Here is a 17,241-nt window from a genome sequence, read left to right as displayed (position 1 = left end):
CCATGCCCCGCCCTTCCCCGAACAGCATCAGCCACGCCAGCCTCGAACAGGCGGCGCAATGGTATGTGCAACTGCACGATCAACAGACCGGCGAACAGGACCGCGAACGCTGGCAAGCCTGGCTGGCGCAAAGCGGCGAACACCAGCAAGCCTGGGGCTACGTGGAGCGCGTCGGCCAACGCTTCGCGACCCTGCAAGATGACCAGCAACACGCCGCCGGGCAGGTGTTGCGCAACACCGCTCGCTCACCGATCAGCCGCCGCCAAACGGTCAAGAGCTTGCTTATCCTGGCGTCGGGCAGCCTGTTGGGCTGGGGCGCCTGGCGCCAGACTTCGCTCCCGGACACGCTGGGCCGCTGGACCGCCGACCTCGCCACCGGCACCGGCGAAACCCGGGAAAGCCTGCTCAGCGATGGCAGCCGGATCTGGCTCAATGCCCTGAGCGCGCTCAACGTACGCTTCGACGGCGCGCAACGCCTGTTGCTACTGCGTTGCGGAGAAGTGTTGATCGACACCGCCAAGGACAGTCGTCGACCGTTCCTGGTGCAGACCGAGCAAGGCCAGATGCGTGCGCTGGGTACGCGCTTCAGCGTGCGTCAGGAAGAACAGCGCACGTTGCTCAACGTCTACGAAGGCGCGGTCGAAGTCCGCACCGTGCACGGTCAGGTGCAGATCGTCGACGCCGGGCAACAACTGGCCTTCACCGAACACCACACGCCTGCGGCCACACCTGCTGCGGCCGGGCGCGAAGCCTGGCGTCGCGGGGTGTTGCTGGCGGACAACCTGCCGCTGGGGCAGTTGATCGAGGAATTGGGGCGCTATCGACCGGGGCATCTGGCGTGCGATCCGGCCATTGCCGGGCTGCCGGTGATGGGCTCGTTCCCGCTCAAGGACACCGATCAGGCCTTGCGCCTGCTGGAAGCGGCGTTGCCGATCCGGGTGCAAAAGACCATGAGCTGGTGGGTCAGCGTCGGCCCGAGGGCATGATTCGCAACGCCCGTTCGTTGGCGCTCGCGCTGGCGGTGAGTCTTGCGCCAGGCATCGCTCCGGCTGCCAATGAACAGCCCGCCAGTCAGAAGCGTCATTACGCGATTGCCGCCGGCTCGCTGGTCAGCGTGCTCAACCGCTTCGCCGAACAGGCCGGGATTTTCCTCGCCGGCCACAACGACCTGGCGGGCGGCAAACGCAGTCCAGGCTTGGAGGGCGACTTCACCGAACAGCAAGCCTTGCAGCGCCTGTTGCAAGGCAGCGGCCTGCAAGCTCAAGCCCAGGCCGGTGGCGGTTATATCCTGCAAGCCGTGCCCGAAGGTTTGCTGGAACTCGATACCACCACTATCGCGGCGCTTGGCTTGGGAGCCATCACCGAAGACACCCACAGCTACACCACCGGCTCGACCTCCTCGGCCACCGGCCTGGCGCTGTCCTTGCGCGACACCCCGCAATCAGTAACGGTCATCACCCGCCAGCAAATGGACGATCAGGGCGGCACCAGCATCGCTGACGTGCTGCGCCGCGCCCCCGGCATCAGCGTGCAGAACTACGACAGCGAGCGCTGGGAGTTTTCCAGCCGGGGCCTGCCGATCACCAATTTCCAGTACGACGGGGTCAATACCGACTACGACGGCGTCTACGATTACGGCACCACCAGCACCGACATGGCGACCTTCGACCGCGTTGAAATCATCAAGGGCGCGACTGGGCTGATGACCGGCTCGGGGGACCCATCGGCCAGCGTCAACCTGATCCGCAAGCGCCCGACCAAGGCCTTCAAGGCCTCGGTCAGTGGTAGCGTCGGTTCGTGGGACAGTTACCGCAGCGAGGGCGACATCGCCGGTCCGCTGACGGACAGCGGCAACGTGCGCGGACGTTTCGTCGGGGTCCATCAGGAGCGCAGTGCCCACGCCGATCACTATCAAAACACCCGGGACATCGCCTACGGCATCCTCGAAGCCGACCTGACCCCGGACACCTTGCTCACCGTCGGTATCGACCAGCAAAACACCCGCTCCCGTGGCGCCAGCTGGACCGGTTTCCCGATGTTCAACAGCGACGGCTCACGGACGAATTTCTCGCGTTCGTTCAACCCGGCCACTGACTGGAGCCGCCGGGATTTCAGCAACCAGACGCTATTCGCTTCGCTGGAACAGCAACTGGCCAACGACTGGACACTCAAGGTCAGCTACGACCGCAAACACCGCCGACACGACACCTTTCTCGGCTCGGCCAGCGGTGGCAACCCGGACCCGGTCAGTGGCGACGGCATGTTCATGTACATGGGCAAATTCAAGGGTGACGAGGTGCAGGACAACCTCGACGTCAATTTCAGCGGCCCGTTCAGCCTGCTTGGGCGCGAACACGAGTTGATCGCCGGGTTCATGGCGATGAACACCCGCCAGGACATTCCGGTTTATGGCTCGGTCTACCCGGCCCTGGAGGGCAGCATTTTCGACTGGCGTGGTGAATTTCCGAAGCCGGACATTCCCCAGGTCGGCCGTGACGATATCGTCCAGCGCCAGACCGGCGCCTACCTCGCCACACGCCTGAGGCCGACCGACGATCTGTCCGTGATCCTCGGCGGGCGGGTCAGTGATTTCAAGGGCAGCGACCACCTCGACTACACCGATACCGACACTCCGGACACCCGCGATCGTTACCGCCAGAGCGGCGTGATCACACCTTATGCCGGGTTGGTCTACGACCTCGATGACACCTACTCGCTGTACACCAGCTACACCAACATCTATCAGCCGCAGATGAGCAAGGACGCCAATCGCCAACTGCTCGATCCCGTGGAAGGCGACGCCTACGAAGCCGGCCTCAAGGCTGAATATTTCGGCGGACGGTTGAACGCTCGTTTTGCGCTGTTCCGCATCGAACAGGACAACCTCGCCGAGTACGTCAGTGGCGTCGATACCGAGTCGGTGTACCGCGCGGTGCAAGGCGCGACCACCAAGGGCTTCGAAGTCGAAGTGGCCGGTGAAGTGCTGGACGGCTGGAAACTCTCGGCCGGCTACACCTACAACCACACCCGCGACGCCCAGGGCGATGACGTCTATGGCTCAGTGCTGAAAACCACTGCGCCAGCGCAAGTGGTGCGGGTGTTCAGTACGTATCGGTTGCCCGGCGCTTGGGACGACCTCACCGTCGGCGGCGGGGTGAACTGGCAGAGCGAATTCTTCGGTAATGTGTTCCAGCCCGACCCCAGCGGCAGCGGCCAAAATGCGCGCATCACCCAGGACAGTTATTACCTGGTGGATGTGATGGCGCGCTACCGCTTCAACGAGCATTTGAGCACCCTGCTCAATGTGAAGAACCTGTTCGACAAGACCTACTACACCGGCCTCGGCAACTTCGGCACCGGGTTTTATGGGGAGCCGCGCAGTGTGCAGCTGACGACCAAGTGGGATTTCTAGCGCCACGCTTCAGGGGATTTTTACGTAGCTGCCGCCGTATTTGCGGTACTCGCCGTAACCCGTCACGACTGCCGCGCCGTTGAGCAACTGCAAGCGCAAGACCGGTCCACCCTGGGCGTCCAGCACGATGGCCAGATTGCCCGCCAGCAACGCCGACTGGTAATGGATTTCGCTCGGTGGATCCTTGAGCTGGGCGTAGTCGATAGTGATATCGACAGTCTCCGGCCCATCATCGATGCCCGGCAGTATCTTCACCGACAGCTGGCTGATTATTCGCTCTACGAAATGGGTCATCCGGTAGTCACCTTCACGCTGATTGCTGGCCACCCCTTCAAGTTTCTGCGGCGCAATCTTGAATTCGGCAAGACGCATGTTGGTGTTGAACGTGCGCTTGGGGCTGCGCCAGGTGCCGGTGTAGTTGCCCTGTTCGTCCGGTTCGCCTTTCAGGGTCCAGTCGCCGGTGATCTGCCCGTCATCGTCCAGTTCATGCAGCAACACACCGCGACCATAAACGTAATCGCCGACCAGCCGGATCGGTTTGCCGCTGCCGGTTTTGCCGTAACGCACTTCACCGATGTATACCTCGCCCTGGATTTGCCACCAGAGTTCGAACGCGATCTTGTCGTTAAGGGTGCCGCGAAACGTCAACGGTGGCTCGGCGTAGGGGCCCGCCAGTGACTGGTGTTCGATCCACTGGCCATCCTTGAGCTCGCGTTCGGTGACGTCCAGGTAGCCCATAGGCATGTAGGGCTTTGCTTGCGTCGGCATCTGCATCGCTTCGATCTTTTCGCTGACCATCACCGGCTCATTGTTCTCGATCTTCCACGTCGCGCTTTGATGCCAGCAGCAGCCTTGTTTCGAACGGGTGTCCAAGCGCTTGGCCACCGGATCAACGCCGAACATGCCCAATTGCTCATCGCGGGTCAGGGAGGAGAACGCCGGGCTGAAGACCAGCGTCAGGCTCGCTGGATCAGACAGGTAGATGTCATAGGAAGGACCGCCATAACCGCCCTCGCTACCGTTGCGTACGGCCAGATCCTGCTGCCCATCGAAATTGAAATCATCGAAGAACAACGCGCTTTGATCGCCATAGGCCGGGGCCTGGTTGATTTCCAGTTCCTGGCTGCCGGGTTTGTAGACGGCAAACGCCGCCGGTGAGTCGATGCGCTGCAACACCTGGCCACTGCTCTTGTCGCGCAAGGTGATCTGCGCCGGCGCGCCTTCGAAGCTCTGGGCGGGAGGCTGCGGGAACAGCACCTCGATGGCATATTTCTGCGCGGGATCGGTGAGGTGATAAGTCAGCGGCGCGGCACTCGCGCCGGCGCTGGCGAGCAGGCAGGCGACAGCCAATAAACGAGGGGCAACCATGATGCTGAGCGTCCTTGCGGCAAATCGGGGCGGCCAGTCTAGCGACAAACGGTGCGGGCTGATATTGCTTAACGACTCTTCGGTCTACGGCACTGCCAACAAAAAATCCGGCATCGCAACGCGCCTTTAATGACGAGAGCTAATACACTCGTACGCTGACCTGCCCAGGACGCCGACGATGAAACACACGGTTGCCAAAGATGCCGACAAAGCCCCGCGCTTCTGGCGCGACGACGCCCTGCCCTTCATCGAAGCCCGGGCCATCGCCGATGGCCGTGAGGTCTGCTACGCCCGGCACTCCCATGAGCATTTTTCCATCGGCGCGATCACCGCCGGGCGCAGTACGTATGTGCATGAGCAGTCGGCATTCGAGGTCAGTGCCGGCACCGTGGTGCTGATGAACCCCGGCGATGTCCACGCCTGCAACCCCATCGACGATCAGCCCTGGTCGTACCTGATGCTCTATGTCGAGACGCCGTGGCTGACCGACTTGCAACATCAATTGGGATTTAGCCAGGACCAGGCATTGCGGCGGTTTTCCATCACCCACTTGCACGACGCGAGTCTGTTTGCGGGCTTGAAGGATCTGTACACCGTATTGGTCGATGAGCAGCAAGACCTGCTATGCAAACACAGCGCCGCGGTAGAGTTTTTCACCGAGGTGCAACAACGCCTCAACCCCACCGACCCGCCATTGCGCGAACCCAATTTCAAACTGGAACGGGCCGCCGACTACATCCGCGACAACTGCACGCAACTGCTCAAGCTGGAAGATATTTGCGCAGCGGCGCAACTGTCGCCGTCCTACCTGATCCGCGCGTTCAAGCAACATTACGGGATGACGCCACACGCGTTTTTGCTCAACCGGCGCATCCAGTTCGCCCGGGACCGGTTACGCAGCGGCAAGTTGATTGCCGATGTAGCGCTGGAGGCCGGGTTTGCCGATCAGGCGCACTTTCAGCGGGTATTCAAACAACATCTGGCGGCGACGCCGGGGCAGTATCGTGGTTAACGGGTTATTGACTGCCCGCTTGAACCCATTGCAACTTCGCCCCACAAGCACATATATAAATACAACTCTCTGCACCCCCACTCCAATCCGATAATTACTGCACGCCAGCCGCTCTTTCATTCGCCCCTCTAACAAGCGAAACATAAAGCCATATAAATAGAATAACTGACTGCCTGATCACTCATTACTATCCGCCTCGTCCCGCGACAACCTTGTTAAGTTCCTGCATCTCTAAAACTCTCAGACAGTTAAAAGCCAACCATGCAAACTCAAGACAATGTATCTGAAAGCTCCGCAAACGGCCGTCAAAAACAGGCAATCATTACAGCGATCAATAACTTCCTCGCTGACGAGACAATCACGGACCTCGGATGGTCATGGGCAAGAATCGCAGTTACCAGCGTGCCCGGCACTGACTTTGATCAGGTTCATCGATCCGCCAGCGTTTACTTATCCATTCTGACCCGGCACCCCGACTTTCTGAAGATCCGGACTTCGCAATCCATACCGGCGCATGCCGTATACCTCGTCGATGAAAGCGGCCGACTGTATTACTCCTGGCCGAATGTCAGTACGTACAACGATCTCACCACCGCTTTTTTTTCGCCCAAGGACATCACGTCGCTTGTCACAGGCATTGCAACTTTCAACGGTGAGCTGAAACTACTGGCGAACATGGCCAAGTTGAGCGGTGGGTGGATCACCACCGGAAACAAAATAGTCGTCAGCCAATGGTTGCGCTTCCATGACTTGTCATTACCCGCCACTGAACAAGACGCCAAAGGGCTGATTGATCTGCTCAACTTCATGACCCTGCCCGAGCCACCACGGTTTGGTAACTATTGGCAACTTCTGGACACGCCAGAGGATTCGCCATTTAGACTCACCGAGAACAACCGCGCCATCATTCGCAAGGTCAACCACTCTTCAAGCGGCGGGAAAACTACCCTGGTGGCACACCTGGGTAAACATTTGCCGGTCGAAATCAAATCGGCAGGATTGCCCACCAGCCCTGAATACCGCTTACAACGATTGATCGAAATAACAGTCGGAGCCTCGGAACAAGGGCAAGCGTACTTCGATGCCCTGGGTTGGTTCACCGACACGACCCAGCCCAAACCGTCGCCAGTATTGATCGAGCAATTGCTGATTGCGGCCATGCTGCTCGATCTCGATCCCGCTCTGGACAGCGCCAACACCACATTTGCCGGCTTCAACCTCTATTCGGCCGAATACTTACTGCTTCAACCATCCGCGGTGCGCAAACGCCTGGAAGACCATCTGTACGATCGTTTTGCTCTTGATCGCACCTTCGCACCGCTGGTCGCGGAACTGGTGCTTGGCGGCATGGCACCTGAATACCTGGTGCGCGGTGTCCCGGCTGAACTGCAACTCGGCACCCCGGGCTGGGTGGTCCTCAGCCAGGCGGTACATTTAGTCGAGTCGCTCGTTCCCGGCGCCTCCCGGGCCATGTCTTATGAGCACCTGCTGGGCTTCGGCCAGGTCTCGGTGCTGACCCCGCAATTACAAGCGCTGCACACCACGCAAGCGGTCGATCCGATCATTACCTGGGCGTTGATGAACGGTCTGATCACACGAGAGGCTGACGGCAGCCTTGGCCAGGCCGCGGTAAAGCGTGGTGTCGAGCAATATAACCAGTATGTCGGCGCCTTATCGGGCGCGATCAGCCAAATTTCTCAGCCGATCCCCAGCCGCAAGGCACTTGCGTTGAAAGAACTGCGATCCATCGTGCCCGACAGCGTCTCTTCCGAACGGCTGGTCAAACACCGTGGCAGCGGAGGCGGTGCCGGCAGGCAAGTCTCCGTATTGGACCTGTATATAGGCGAGGAACTTCATACTCAGGATTGGGGCCGTACAAGGGGCGCCAATATTTACCAGCAATACCCTGGGCTGACAGCGTTGTATCCCGTGGCCAATCTGTATGAAGAGGCCATCCACAATCATTACAACCAGATGACTGCAGGATTAGCGGTCAATATCAAATATGCATTTTCGCAAATGGAGGAAGGACACAGAAAGTTTATTGAACAGGGTCGCCTGGCGATCTATCAGATCAACAAAATCAAGTACTACACTAACTATCGACCCAGTGCCGGCAATGTAATTACTACGCCGCCCCAACAGACCAAACCTGAAGAAGATGCCGCGCGCCATGGCCTCATCATTTTTGCGGTGATCGGCCCCTTGATTCGTTGTTATGAATTATTTCCGATGCGCTTGGAATGTCGATTCCGGCAAGACTTTAGTACAACGGTTGCTTCAAAACTTATCAGCCATTGGATTGATGAAAACTACAGTGAGCGTGAGCTGCTATTGAAAGCGCCGATCGACCTGGATGCCTACGTCAAAAACATAGCCCCGCGTGACGGCATCCATTCCGATGTTTACCTCACGCGAATCGCCGATCTGGAAGAGTCTGGCCACCCTACCCAGTCAACCAATCCGATCCGCTACTTCAACTCCGAGCGACTGGACACCATCAGCCATCTGGTTGCCCGGAACACCCCGATCTTCACTGAAAAGGAGCTGACCCAAATCGGACTTGACCAAACGGAGCGAGAACGGGCGATTGAAAAGACCGACGCGGTGTTCAACGTCATTCTCAACCTGATTATTCCGTTCAAGGAATGCGTGGAGGAGCTTTCCTCGGGTGTGGCTGAACGGCAACGCAATGCCCTCTTTGGTTGCGTCACTGACGTTTTGGTCGTCGCAGTCGCCTTCGCCGCCATCCCGTTGAAAGTGGCCGGCACCGCCGCCAAAGGCGCCTCCCTGACCAGCAAACTGCTGACGGCATCGCGAGTCGGCGCACAAACGGTGGTCAGCCTGTTCAATCCGCTGGACGGCATCCCGCAACTGCTCAAGGGCGGCGCCAAGCTGATAGGCAGGGGCGCACTGAAAGTGGGTCACTTCGCCGCTTCCAGTGCCCATGTCGCCCGCCAGCAGTTGCGATATCTGACTGGCGCCAACTCCTATGACCTGATCAGGGCCATTAACCACACCGGTGCGGCGTCGCAGATTCGCATGAGCCTGGACACCGTGGCCCATGCGCGGGCACTGTTCAGGAGCGACAGCATCACCACCATCGAACAGGTGGTGACCCGTTTGAGCGACAAGAAGCTCCCCTGGCCAAAGAATGCCGACCCCGCGGAACTGCAGCAGCTATTCAATCGTGCCGCTAAAGAAGCGGCGCTCCAAAACCCGCAGGTACGACATCTGGGGTCATTGATCGGTCAAGCGGCATTGGATGATGTGCTGACCACCTACATGGCCAGCAAGCCCATCAGCTACACCAATACGCTTCACTCAGCACAAAGCTATTCCGACACGTTGTCGATTGTTGCAGAACTCGAAACGAAAAAAGTCACCTACATGAAGAACTACCAGGAAAACGTACTGAAGCTGGATCTGGGTAAGGCTCCTTACAACGATGTGATGCCGGAATCCTTATTCAATCCGCAGGGCTATACCGACCCGGCACTACGAGCTGGCGCCTGGATGTTGAATGGTTCCACATCCAATAATGACTTCGACGCTATCGTTTCGGTATTGCGCGAATATGCGAGCAGCAACAAATCCCTGACCGATCCGGGCGTCATCAAAGAGCTGCACAGCCGACTGGTGCCCGACCTCGCGGGCTCCATACGCGAAGCCGGGGCACCAACGAAATATGGCAGTAGCATCACCGGTTTTTCATTGATGGAACAGCATCTGAAAACGTTGAACTCCGCTCATCCGCATTTTGACAAACACTTGCTCGCGACCGTTGTAGGTTTCCAAGGCTTCGGTGATGGCAATGGCCGAACCGCCAGTGCGCTGTTCGCCATCAGTCAATTGAGGACCGGCCAATTCAAGCCAATGCCAAAAGAAGTATTCAATTTGCTGAGCGGCATGGCCTGATATTTGTCGCCTGATTCCCTGCCAACCAATCCGTGCCCCGCTTGACGGGGTACGGATCTTTTCTGCGCGATTCAGGGATACAACAAATACACCGCACTCCCCGCCAGCAGCAACGCCATGCTCCGATTGAACAGACGCATCCCTGCCGGGTGACTCAAGTAACCGCGCAAAAAAGTCCCGGCATACACCCAACAGCCGACCGACAGATAACAAATCACCAGATACACCGCTGCAAATTGCCAGACCAGCCGCGCCTCGCCATCGGCGACAAACGCGCCCATGCCCGCGACACAGGCCAGCCAGGCTTTCGGGTTGAGCCACTGCATCACCGCGCCGTAGAGCATCGACGGTGCCCTTGCCGATTCCCTGGCATCCAGCCGCCCGTCATCGGTCGCCAGTTTGAATGCCATGAACAACAGAAACGCCACCCCCGCCCATTGCACCACGCGCGTCAGCATCGGCCATACGCGCAACAGCTCATGCAGTCCGAGCCCCATCAACACCAGCAGCAAGACAAAACCCAGCGTTGCCCCAGCCACATGCCGTTGACTGGCACGAAATCCAAACTGTGCGCCGGCGCTCAACGCCACAATATTCACCGGCCCCGGGGTTATCGAAGCGACCAATGCAAACGCCGCCATGGACATCATCAGACTCATCACAGACCTTCTTCAATTGAGTGGGAACAGCGCTCAAGGTAAAGAGCGCCCGCCCCCACGTATTGAAGAAAACTGCCTAATCGTCCTCATGCAATTTGATGCCACGGGCATGCAGCAGGTGCGGCACTACCAGCACCAGCAGGGTCAACGCGAGGAACGCGGCGGAGATCGGTTGGGTCAGAAAAATCGTCCAGTCGCCTTCGCTGATGGATAACGCATTACGCAGCTGCTTCTCGGCCATCGGCCCCAGCAACATGCCGACGATCACCGGGGCGACGGGAAAGTCGAAACGCCGCATCAACACCCCGCCCCAGCCGATGGCCAGCATCAGCAGCAGGTCGAAGGAAGAATGGCGCATGCCGTACACGCCAATGGTGGCAAACACCAGGATGCCGGCGTTCAGGTAAGGCCGAGGGATTTGCAGCAACTTGACCCACAGCCCCACCAGCGGCAGGTTCAACACCAGCAGGATGACGTTGCCGATGTACAACGAGGCCACCAGGGTCCAGACCAGTTCCCCCGAGGTCTGAAATAGCATCGGCCCCGGTTGCAGGTTGTAGTTCTGGAAGGCCGCTAACAGGATCGCAGCGGTGGCGGAAGTGGGGATGCCGAGTGTCAGCAGTGGCACCAATGAACCGGTCGCGCTCGCGTTGTTCGCGGCCTCGGGCCCGGCGACGCCCTCGATAGCGCCCTCGCCCTTGCTGCCGGCAAATTCTTTCGGGTACTTGCTCAGTTTGCGTTCGGCGGAATACGACAGGAACGTCGGAATTTCCGCGCCACCGGCCGGAATCGAACCGAAGGGAAAACCGATCAGGGTGCCGCGCAACCAGGCCGGGATCGAGCGTTTCCAGTCGGCGCGGGTCATCCACAGCGAGGTCAAGCGGTGCCGACTTGCCGTCTCCTCTTTCTGATAGAGCAGGCTGTACAACGCCTCGCCCACGGCAAACAAACCGACGGCCACCAGCACCACTTCGATGCCATCGACCAATTCCGGCACGCCCAAGGTGTAGCGGGCAATGCCCGAGGTCGCGTCGAGGCCGATCAAACCCACCATCAGGCCGATCCCCAGCGAGGCGAACCCGCGCAGCATCGAGGCGCCGAGCACTGCCGACACCGTGGTGAAGGACAACACCAGAATCGCGAAATACTCCGCGGGGCCAAACTTCAGTGCCAGGGTGGCCACGAGAGGCGCAAACAGAGTCAGCAAAATCGTGGCGATGGTACCCGCCACAAATGAGCCAATCGCAGCGGTGGCCAGCGCGGGCCCGGCCCGGCCGTTGCGGGCCATGAGGTTGCCTTCAAGCGCCGTGACCATCGACGACGATTCGCCAGGCGTGTTGAGCAGGATCGATGTGGTTGAGCCGCCAAACTGCGCGCCGTAATAGATCCCGGCAAACATGATCAGCGCTCCGGTCGGATCGACCTTGGCGGTGATCGGCAGCAGCAACGCCACGGTCAGCGCCGGGCCGATCCCCGGCAGGACACCGATCGCGGTGCCGAGCAAACAACCGATAAAGCCCCACATCAGGTTGATCGGTGTCAGCGCGGCGGAAAATCCGATGGCTAGGCTTGCGAGAATGTCCACCTTGTCGACCTCCTTCGGCCCGGATCAGATCCAGGCGTTGATCAAGGGCGGCAGGGAGACCCCAAGCCCGGCGTTGAACAGCCAGTAAATCGGCAGCGTCAGGGCAATCCCGATGGCCAGGTCGCGTAGCGGCCGGCGACTGCCGAAGCCCCGGGCCGAACAGGCAAACAGCAACCCGGCCGCCAGGACGAAGCCGATGAGGTTAATCAGCACGGCCACCGCCACCAGCCCGCCGGTGACCCAGGCCGCACCGAATTTGCCGCCGGGAATGACCTTGGCACTGTCGTCATCGTGGTCGGCCAGTTCGCGAAAGCCACCGCTCAGCGCTTGATAACTCAGCAACAGGCCGACGACCCCGAGAAACGCCGCCAACGCGTAGGGATACACGTGGGCACCGAGGATGACGAACCCCATCTCCTCTGGAAACCGGAAGGCGCCGACCGCCAACACGACGCTGATGACCATCACACCGACGCCAATCGCCAGTTGCGCCGGGACAATAGTGCGCGACGCGGTCATTTCGAAATCAGCCCGACCTCGACCAGCATCGCCCGCAGTCGCACGTGTTCTTCGTCGACGAACTTGCCGAAGTCATCCCCGGTCAGGATGCTCGGCGACCAGGCATTGATGGCGACATTGTCTTGCCAGCCTTTGGTCTTGGCGGCGGCCAGCACGGCGCCGGTCACTTCCTGGCGCTGCTCGGGCGTGAGGTTGGCCGCGCCGTACACGCCGCGCCAATTGCCGATAATCACGTCGTAGCCCTTCTCTTTCAGCGTTGGGGCATCGATGCCTTCAACGCGTGCGGGCGCGCCGATGGCGAGTACCCGGAACTGGCCGTTCTTGATGTATTGCCCCAGTTCGGCATAACCCCCGGTGATCACCTTGATCTGGCCGCCCAAGACCTGGGCCACCACTTCCCCGCCACCGGCGAAGGCGACGTAATTGACCTTGTTCACCGGGATGTCCATTTTGCCGGCCAGGTCGGCGATGCCGATGTGATCGATCGACCCTTTGGAACCACCGCCCCAAGTGATGCTGGAGGGCTTTTCCTTAAAGGCTTTGAGCAAGTCTTCCAGGGTCTTGAACTCGGACTCCTTGCGCACGGCAATCACGTTGTATTCGGTAAACAGCCGGGCAATCGGCGTGACATCCTTCAAGGTGATTTGCGGCTTGTTCTGCTCAATGCCAGCGACCATGATCGCACCGACCACCAGCAACGCATTCGGATCGCCCTTGGTGCTGTTGGCAAACTGCGCCAACCCCAACGTCCCGCCGGCCCCGCCCTTGTTCTCGAAGGTGACGGATTTGGCTGCTTTGGCTTCGATCAAGGCTTTGCCCAGATCCCGAGCCGTTTGGTCGTAGCCGCCACCCACGGATCCGGGGGCCATGAACTTGACGGTGTCCAGCGCAAAGACCGATGTCGTGAGCGCAGCCGATGTAATGGCGACAGCGATGGCGCGGGTGATTCGACGGAACATGGCCTGCATGGTGATCTCCCTCTATTGTTTTTGTGGGGATGGCGGTGGAATCTCGCTCAGGAGCAAGCCCTGCTCACTGAACATGCGTCTGTGGACAGCGTAGGTCATGGATTGGGTTTTTGGCGTGAAGGCCAAGTGTACGGTGACTTGCGTCCATCACTGTATGGCCAAAACCCCCTTCCATCCGTGATAAAAAAGGACTCCCGGATCAGGAGCCCGCACCATGGACCTCGCCACCCTCACCCTGTTTGTCCCGGCCTGTTTTGCCCTGAACATGGCCCCCGGCCCGAACAATCTGCTGTCCGTCAGCAACTCCACCCGCTACGGCTATCGCCGCGCCTGTTTGGCTGGGGTCGGGCGTTTGCTGGCGTTTGCCGGGATGATCGCCCTCGCCTCGGCCGGGCTGGCGGTGGTACTGCAAACGTCGGAACTGTTGTTCTACGGGATCAAGATTCTGGGGGCGGCGTATTTGTTCTATCTCGCCTGGCAATTGTGGCGGGCCGATCCCGGCGCACAAAACGCAGTGGCGGGTGCGCCGGTGGGGATGCTGGCGTTGGCGCGCCAGGAGTTTCTGGTGGCGGCGGGTAATCCGAAAGCGATCCTGATCTTTACCGCGTTTCTCCCGCAATTCGTCGACCCGACGCGAGCGATCACACCGCAATTCGCCGTGCTCGGCGCACTGTTCCTGATGCTGGAATGGGTCGCCATCAGCGCCTATGCCTACATGGGCTTGCACATGCGTCGCTGGTTCGCCGAACCGCGAGGCAAGCGGATCTTCAACCGTTGCTGCGCGGGGTTGTTGTCGGCGGCGGCTTCGGTGTTGTTGATGGCGCGCAGGGCCTGAACTCCCGCGATCCATGTAGGGTCGTCGAATGGAATTGCCAGTCAAGGTGCACTACCTTGTATTTGTAGCGCCTTCGTTTCGCCATCCTGTTCTGGTTGAGAGGTGGAATTCATGAACAACATCATCTACATCGTCGGGGTCGTTGTGATTGTCGTGGTGGTCCTGTCGTTCCTCGGGTTTGCATAGATTTTTCGGCACCCAGGAACTCGCCCCGGCTCCTGCTGCACAGCCACGAACACGAGCACACGCCGCTGCACCATAGTCATGCGCACTTTCCGGAGATCCATCATCGGCACCGGCATTAGCGTGATGAATTCTCTGTCGATTTTCCGGTGGAGGCGTCGGCAGACCGGCCTTATGCTCACCCCATGAACCTACAAAACGCTGTGCTGCCCCCCCACGCCGAGATGGTTCGCGCCATGCTCGAACGAGACACCGCCTACGAGGGGGTGTTCTTTACCGCGGTCAAGACCACCGGGATTTTCTGCCGTCCCAGTTGCACGGCGCGCAAACCCAAGCCGGAGAATGTCGAGTTCTTTGCCCATGCCGATGAGTGCATGTCCGCCGGCTACCGCGCCTGCCTGCGCTGCAAACCGCTGGACGCGGCAGCCATTGCCCCGGAGTGGGTGCAGCGTTTGCTCAAATTGGTCGACGCCGAACCGGACCAGCGCTGGACCGACACCCAGCTGCAAGCCGAGGGCATCGAGCCGCTGAAGTTGCGGCGCTGGTTCAAGCAGCATTTCGGCATGACTTTCCACGCCTGGCTGCGTACCCGGCGCCTTGGGATGGCGTTGGGCGGCATCAAGCAAGGCGAATCCATCGACAATGTCGCCTTTGATTCCGGCTACGAATCCCTGAGCGGTTTTCGCGACGCCTTTCAGAAGTCCTTCCACATCACCCCGGGTCGCGCCGCCAACAGTGAGCCGCTGCTGTTCACCCGGCTGACCACGCCGCTGGGGCCGATGATCGCCATGGCCGAGCGGCGCGGCTTGGTGCTGTTGGAGTTTCTTGATCGCCCGGCGCTGACCAGGGAAGTCGAAGAACTGCAAAACCGTTACGGCTACGTCGTGGCGCCGGGACACAACGGTCACTTGAAGCAAATCGAGACCGAGCTGGCGCAGTATTTCGCTGGGCAACTGACCGAATTCACGGTGCCGTTGCACCTGCCGGGCAGCGAATTCGCCCGGCAAGTCTGGGCCGAACTGGCGCTGATCCCCTACGGCCACACCAGCACCTATGGCGCCATCGCCGCGCTACTGGGCAAACCCGGTGCCAGTCGTGCCGTCGGACTGGCCAACGGGCATAACCGCTTGGCGATTGTGCTGCCCTGTCATCGGGTGATTGGCGCGGATGGCTCGCTGACTGGCTATGGTGGCGGACAACCGCGCAAGGCGTTTCTGCTGCGGCTGGAAAAGGCAGCGATGCAGATCACACAACAATTGGCGTTCTGATCATTTCATAGGGAAGGCAATTCGATGGAAGCGTTCGACCAACAGTTCCACAGGCTGCATCAGGACGGCCTGCTGATCCTCACCAACGTCGCCGACGCCACCGGGGCGCGGCTGGTGGAACAACTGGGCAGCAAAGCCGTGGCCACCAGCAGCGCGGCGGTGGCCTGGGCCCATGGTTATCAGGACGGCAACAGCCTGCCCCTCGAACGGCTGGTGGCGACGGTCGAGTCCATCGCCCGAATCATTAGCGTGCCATTGACCGTGGACATCGAGGCCGGCTATTCCGACGACCTGGCGCGGGTCGCCGAAGTCATCGACGCGGTGATCGCCGCCGGTACCGTCGGCATCAATATCGAGGACGGCGCATCGCCGCCGGAGCTGTTGGCGCGCAAGATCGAAGTCGCCCGCGAGGTCGCCGAGCGCCGGGGCGTGAAATTGTTTATCAATGCCCGCACCGACGTGTACCTCAAGGGCCTGGTCCCCGCCGAAGATCGCGTCGCCGAAACGCTCAAGCGCGCGGCGCTGTATCAGGCGGCCGGCGCCGATGGGTTGTTCGCCGCGGGCGTAACCGCGGAGTACGAGATCGGCGCAATCTGCCGTGGCACGCCCCTGCCGGTGAACGTACTGGGCAATGCCAGCCTGCCATCGCCCGACGAGCTGAAAACCCTCGGGGTACGGCGGTTGAGCGCCGGCTCCGGCATTGCCGAATTCCTCTATGGCGCAATGAGCGTCTTGGCGAAAAGCTTTCTGGAGACCGGCAAGCTCGATAGCCATGACCTGAAGGCGCTCACCTATGGCGAAGTGAACGCCCTGCTCAAAAAACCCTGACCGCCATGCCTGACATCTATCAGTCTGCCAGTACCTTTCTAGCGTCTATCGATGACGACTGGCAACGCCATATCGCCGCCATCGGCCCGTGCCTGCATCAGCCCCATCCGGCGCGTGATCCTTATGAGTCGCTGGTGCGGGCGATTGCCTATCAGCAACTGCATGCCAGGGCCGGGGACGCGATTGTCGGGCGGCTATTGGGGTTATTTGGTTCCAGCGCGTTCCCCAGGCCGGAGCAGATTCTGGCAACAGACTTTGATCAGATGCGCAGTTGCGGGTTTTCCGCGAGCAAGATCGCAACCATCCAGGGCATCGCCCAGGCGACGCTGGACGGTGTGGTGCCGGATTACGCCACGGCACTGGCCATGGATGATGAAGCGCTGATCGAGCGCTTGATTACCTTGCGCGGGGTGGGCCGCTGGACCGTGGAAATGTTGCTGATCTACAGCCTGGAGCGGCCCGATATTTTGCCGGCGGATGACTTTGGTGTACGTGAAGGGTATCGGCGGATGAAGGGGTTGGAGGTGCAGCCTACGCGCAGGCAGATGATTGAGATTGGACTTGAGTGGAGCCCGTTTCGGACGGTGGCGGCGTGGTATTTGTGGCGGGTGCCTAACCGTTAGACCGCGTTATCGTTCTTCGCGAGCAAGCTTTGCTCCTACAGTTCCACACCCCGAGCAAAGCTT

General features: G+C 60.1%; 13 protein-coding genes. 8 read left to right on the top strand and 5 right to left on the bottom strand.

What is annotated here, in order from left to right; all coding sequences use genetic code 11:
- Positions 1-2: 2 nt before the first annotated feature.
- The gene (locus tag HKK52_RS01830; RefSeq protein WP_169369067.1) at positions 3-986 is read left to right on the top strand and encodes a FecR domain-containing protein; all 984 of its coding nucleotides are present in this window, start codon (positions 3-5) and stop codon (positions 984-986) included.
- A complete protein-coding gene (locus HKK52_RS01825; RefSeq protein ID WP_169369066.1) occupies positions 983-3,412 on the top strand; it encodes a TonB-dependent siderophore receptor in 2,430 nt (809 codons plus the stop codon). Before HKK52_RS01830 ends, HKK52_RS01825 begins: the two co-directional genes overlap by 4 nt.
- A 9-nt stretch (positions 3,413-3,421) precedes the next feature.
- On the opposite strand, the gene HKK52_RS01820 is transcribed toward HKK52_RS01825, so the two are convergent.
- Positions 3,422-4,780, bottom strand: coding sequence for an XAC2610-related protein (locus tag HKK52_RS01820; RefSeq protein ID WP_169369065.1), 1,359 nt, complete (start codon positions 4,778-4,780; stop codon positions 3,422-3,424).
- 178 nt (positions 4,781-4,958) lie between these two features.
- On the opposite strand from HKK52_RS01820, the gene HKK52_RS01815 reads away from it, so the two are divergent.
- Both HKK52_RS01815 and HKK52_RS01810 read left to right on the top strand, forming a co-directional pair.
- Positions 4,959-5,792 carry a helix-turn-helix transcriptional regulator gene (locus HKK52_RS01815; protein ID WP_169369064.1) on the top strand — a complete coding sequence of 278 codons (834 nt, stop codon included), beginning with the start codon at positions 4,959-4,961 and terminating at the stop codon, positions 5,790-5,792.
- Positions 5,793-6,053: 261 nt separating this feature from the next.
- Positions 6,054-9,710, top strand: coding sequence for a hypothetical protein (locus tag HKK52_RS01810; protein WP_169369063.1), 3,657 nt, complete (start codon positions 6,054-6,056; stop codon positions 9,708-9,710).
- A 71-nt stretch (positions 9,711-9,781) separates the two neighbouring features.
- Here HKK52_RS01810 and HKK52_RS01805 read toward each other — a convergent pair whose 3' ends face one another.
- The 4 genes from HKK52_RS01805 to HKK52_RS01790 form a co-directional block, all read right to left on the bottom strand.
- Entirely contained in the window at positions 9,782-10,369 is a 588-nt protein-coding gene (locus tag HKK52_RS01805; RefSeq protein ID WP_169369062.1) for a LysE family translocator, read from the bottom strand.
- A 76-nt stretch (positions 10,370-10,445) separates the two neighbouring features.
- On the bottom strand, positions 10,446-11,954 hold the full coding sequence (locus HKK52_RS01800; RefSeq protein ID WP_169369061.1) for a tripartite tricarboxylate transporter permease: 1,509 nt from the start codon (positions 11,952-11,954) through the stop codon (positions 10,446-10,448).
- A gap of 24 nt (positions 11,955-11,978) precedes the next feature.
- Positions 11,979-12,473, bottom strand: a complete 495-nt coding sequence (locus HKK52_RS01795) for a tripartite tricarboxylate transporter TctB family protein (RefSeq protein ID WP_169369060.1) — start codon at positions 12,471-12,473, stop codon at positions 11,979-11,981.
- Entirely contained in the window at positions 12,470-13,441 is a 972-nt protein-coding gene (locus HKK52_RS01790; RefSeq protein WP_169369059.1) for a Bug family tripartite tricarboxylate transporter substrate binding protein, read from the bottom strand. Before HKK52_RS01790 ends, HKK52_RS01795 begins: the two co-directional genes overlap by 4 nt.
- A gap of 214 nt (positions 13,442-13,655) precedes the next feature.
- Here HKK52_RS01790 and HKK52_RS01785 point away from each other — a divergent pair, with 214 nt between their 5' ends.
- From HKK52_RS01785 to HKK52_RS01770, 4 genes are all read left to right on the top strand, one after another.
- Positions 13,656-14,276, top strand: a complete 621-nt coding sequence (locus tag HKK52_RS01785; RefSeq protein ID WP_169369058.1) for a LysE family translocator — start codon at positions 13,656-13,658, stop codon at positions 14,274-14,276.
- Positions 14,277-14,644: 368 nt separating this feature from the next.
- On the top strand, positions 14,645-15,727 hold the full coding sequence (locus tag HKK52_RS01780) for a bifunctional transcriptional activator/DNA repair enzyme AdaA (RefSeq protein WP_169369057.1): 1,083 nt from the start codon (positions 14,645-14,647) through the stop codon (positions 15,725-15,727).
- Between the two features lie 24 nt (positions 15,728-15,751).
- The gene (locus HKK52_RS01775) at positions 15,752-16,555 is read left to right on the top strand and encodes an isocitrate lyase/PEP mutase family protein (protein ID WP_169369056.1); all 804 of its coding nucleotides are present in this window, start codon (positions 15,752-15,754) and stop codon (positions 16,553-16,555) included.
- Positions 16,556-16,560: 5 nt separating this feature from the next.
- Complete coding sequence (locus HKK52_RS01770) at positions 16,561-17,178, top strand: DNA-3-methyladenine glycosylase family protein (RefSeq protein ID WP_169369055.1); 618 nt, start codon at positions 16,561-16,563, stop codon at positions 17,176-17,178.
- Positions 17,179-17,241 lie beyond the last annotated feature (63 nt).

It is taken from the genome of Pseudomonas sp. ADAK2 (genome assembly GCF_012935755.1).
Lineage (GTDB): Bacteria > Pseudomonadota > Gammaproteobacteria > Pseudomonadales > Pseudomonadaceae > Aquipseudomonas.
Note: the sequence above shows the minus strand (reverse complement) of the source record. Positions and strands in the feature narration are given on the sequence as shown.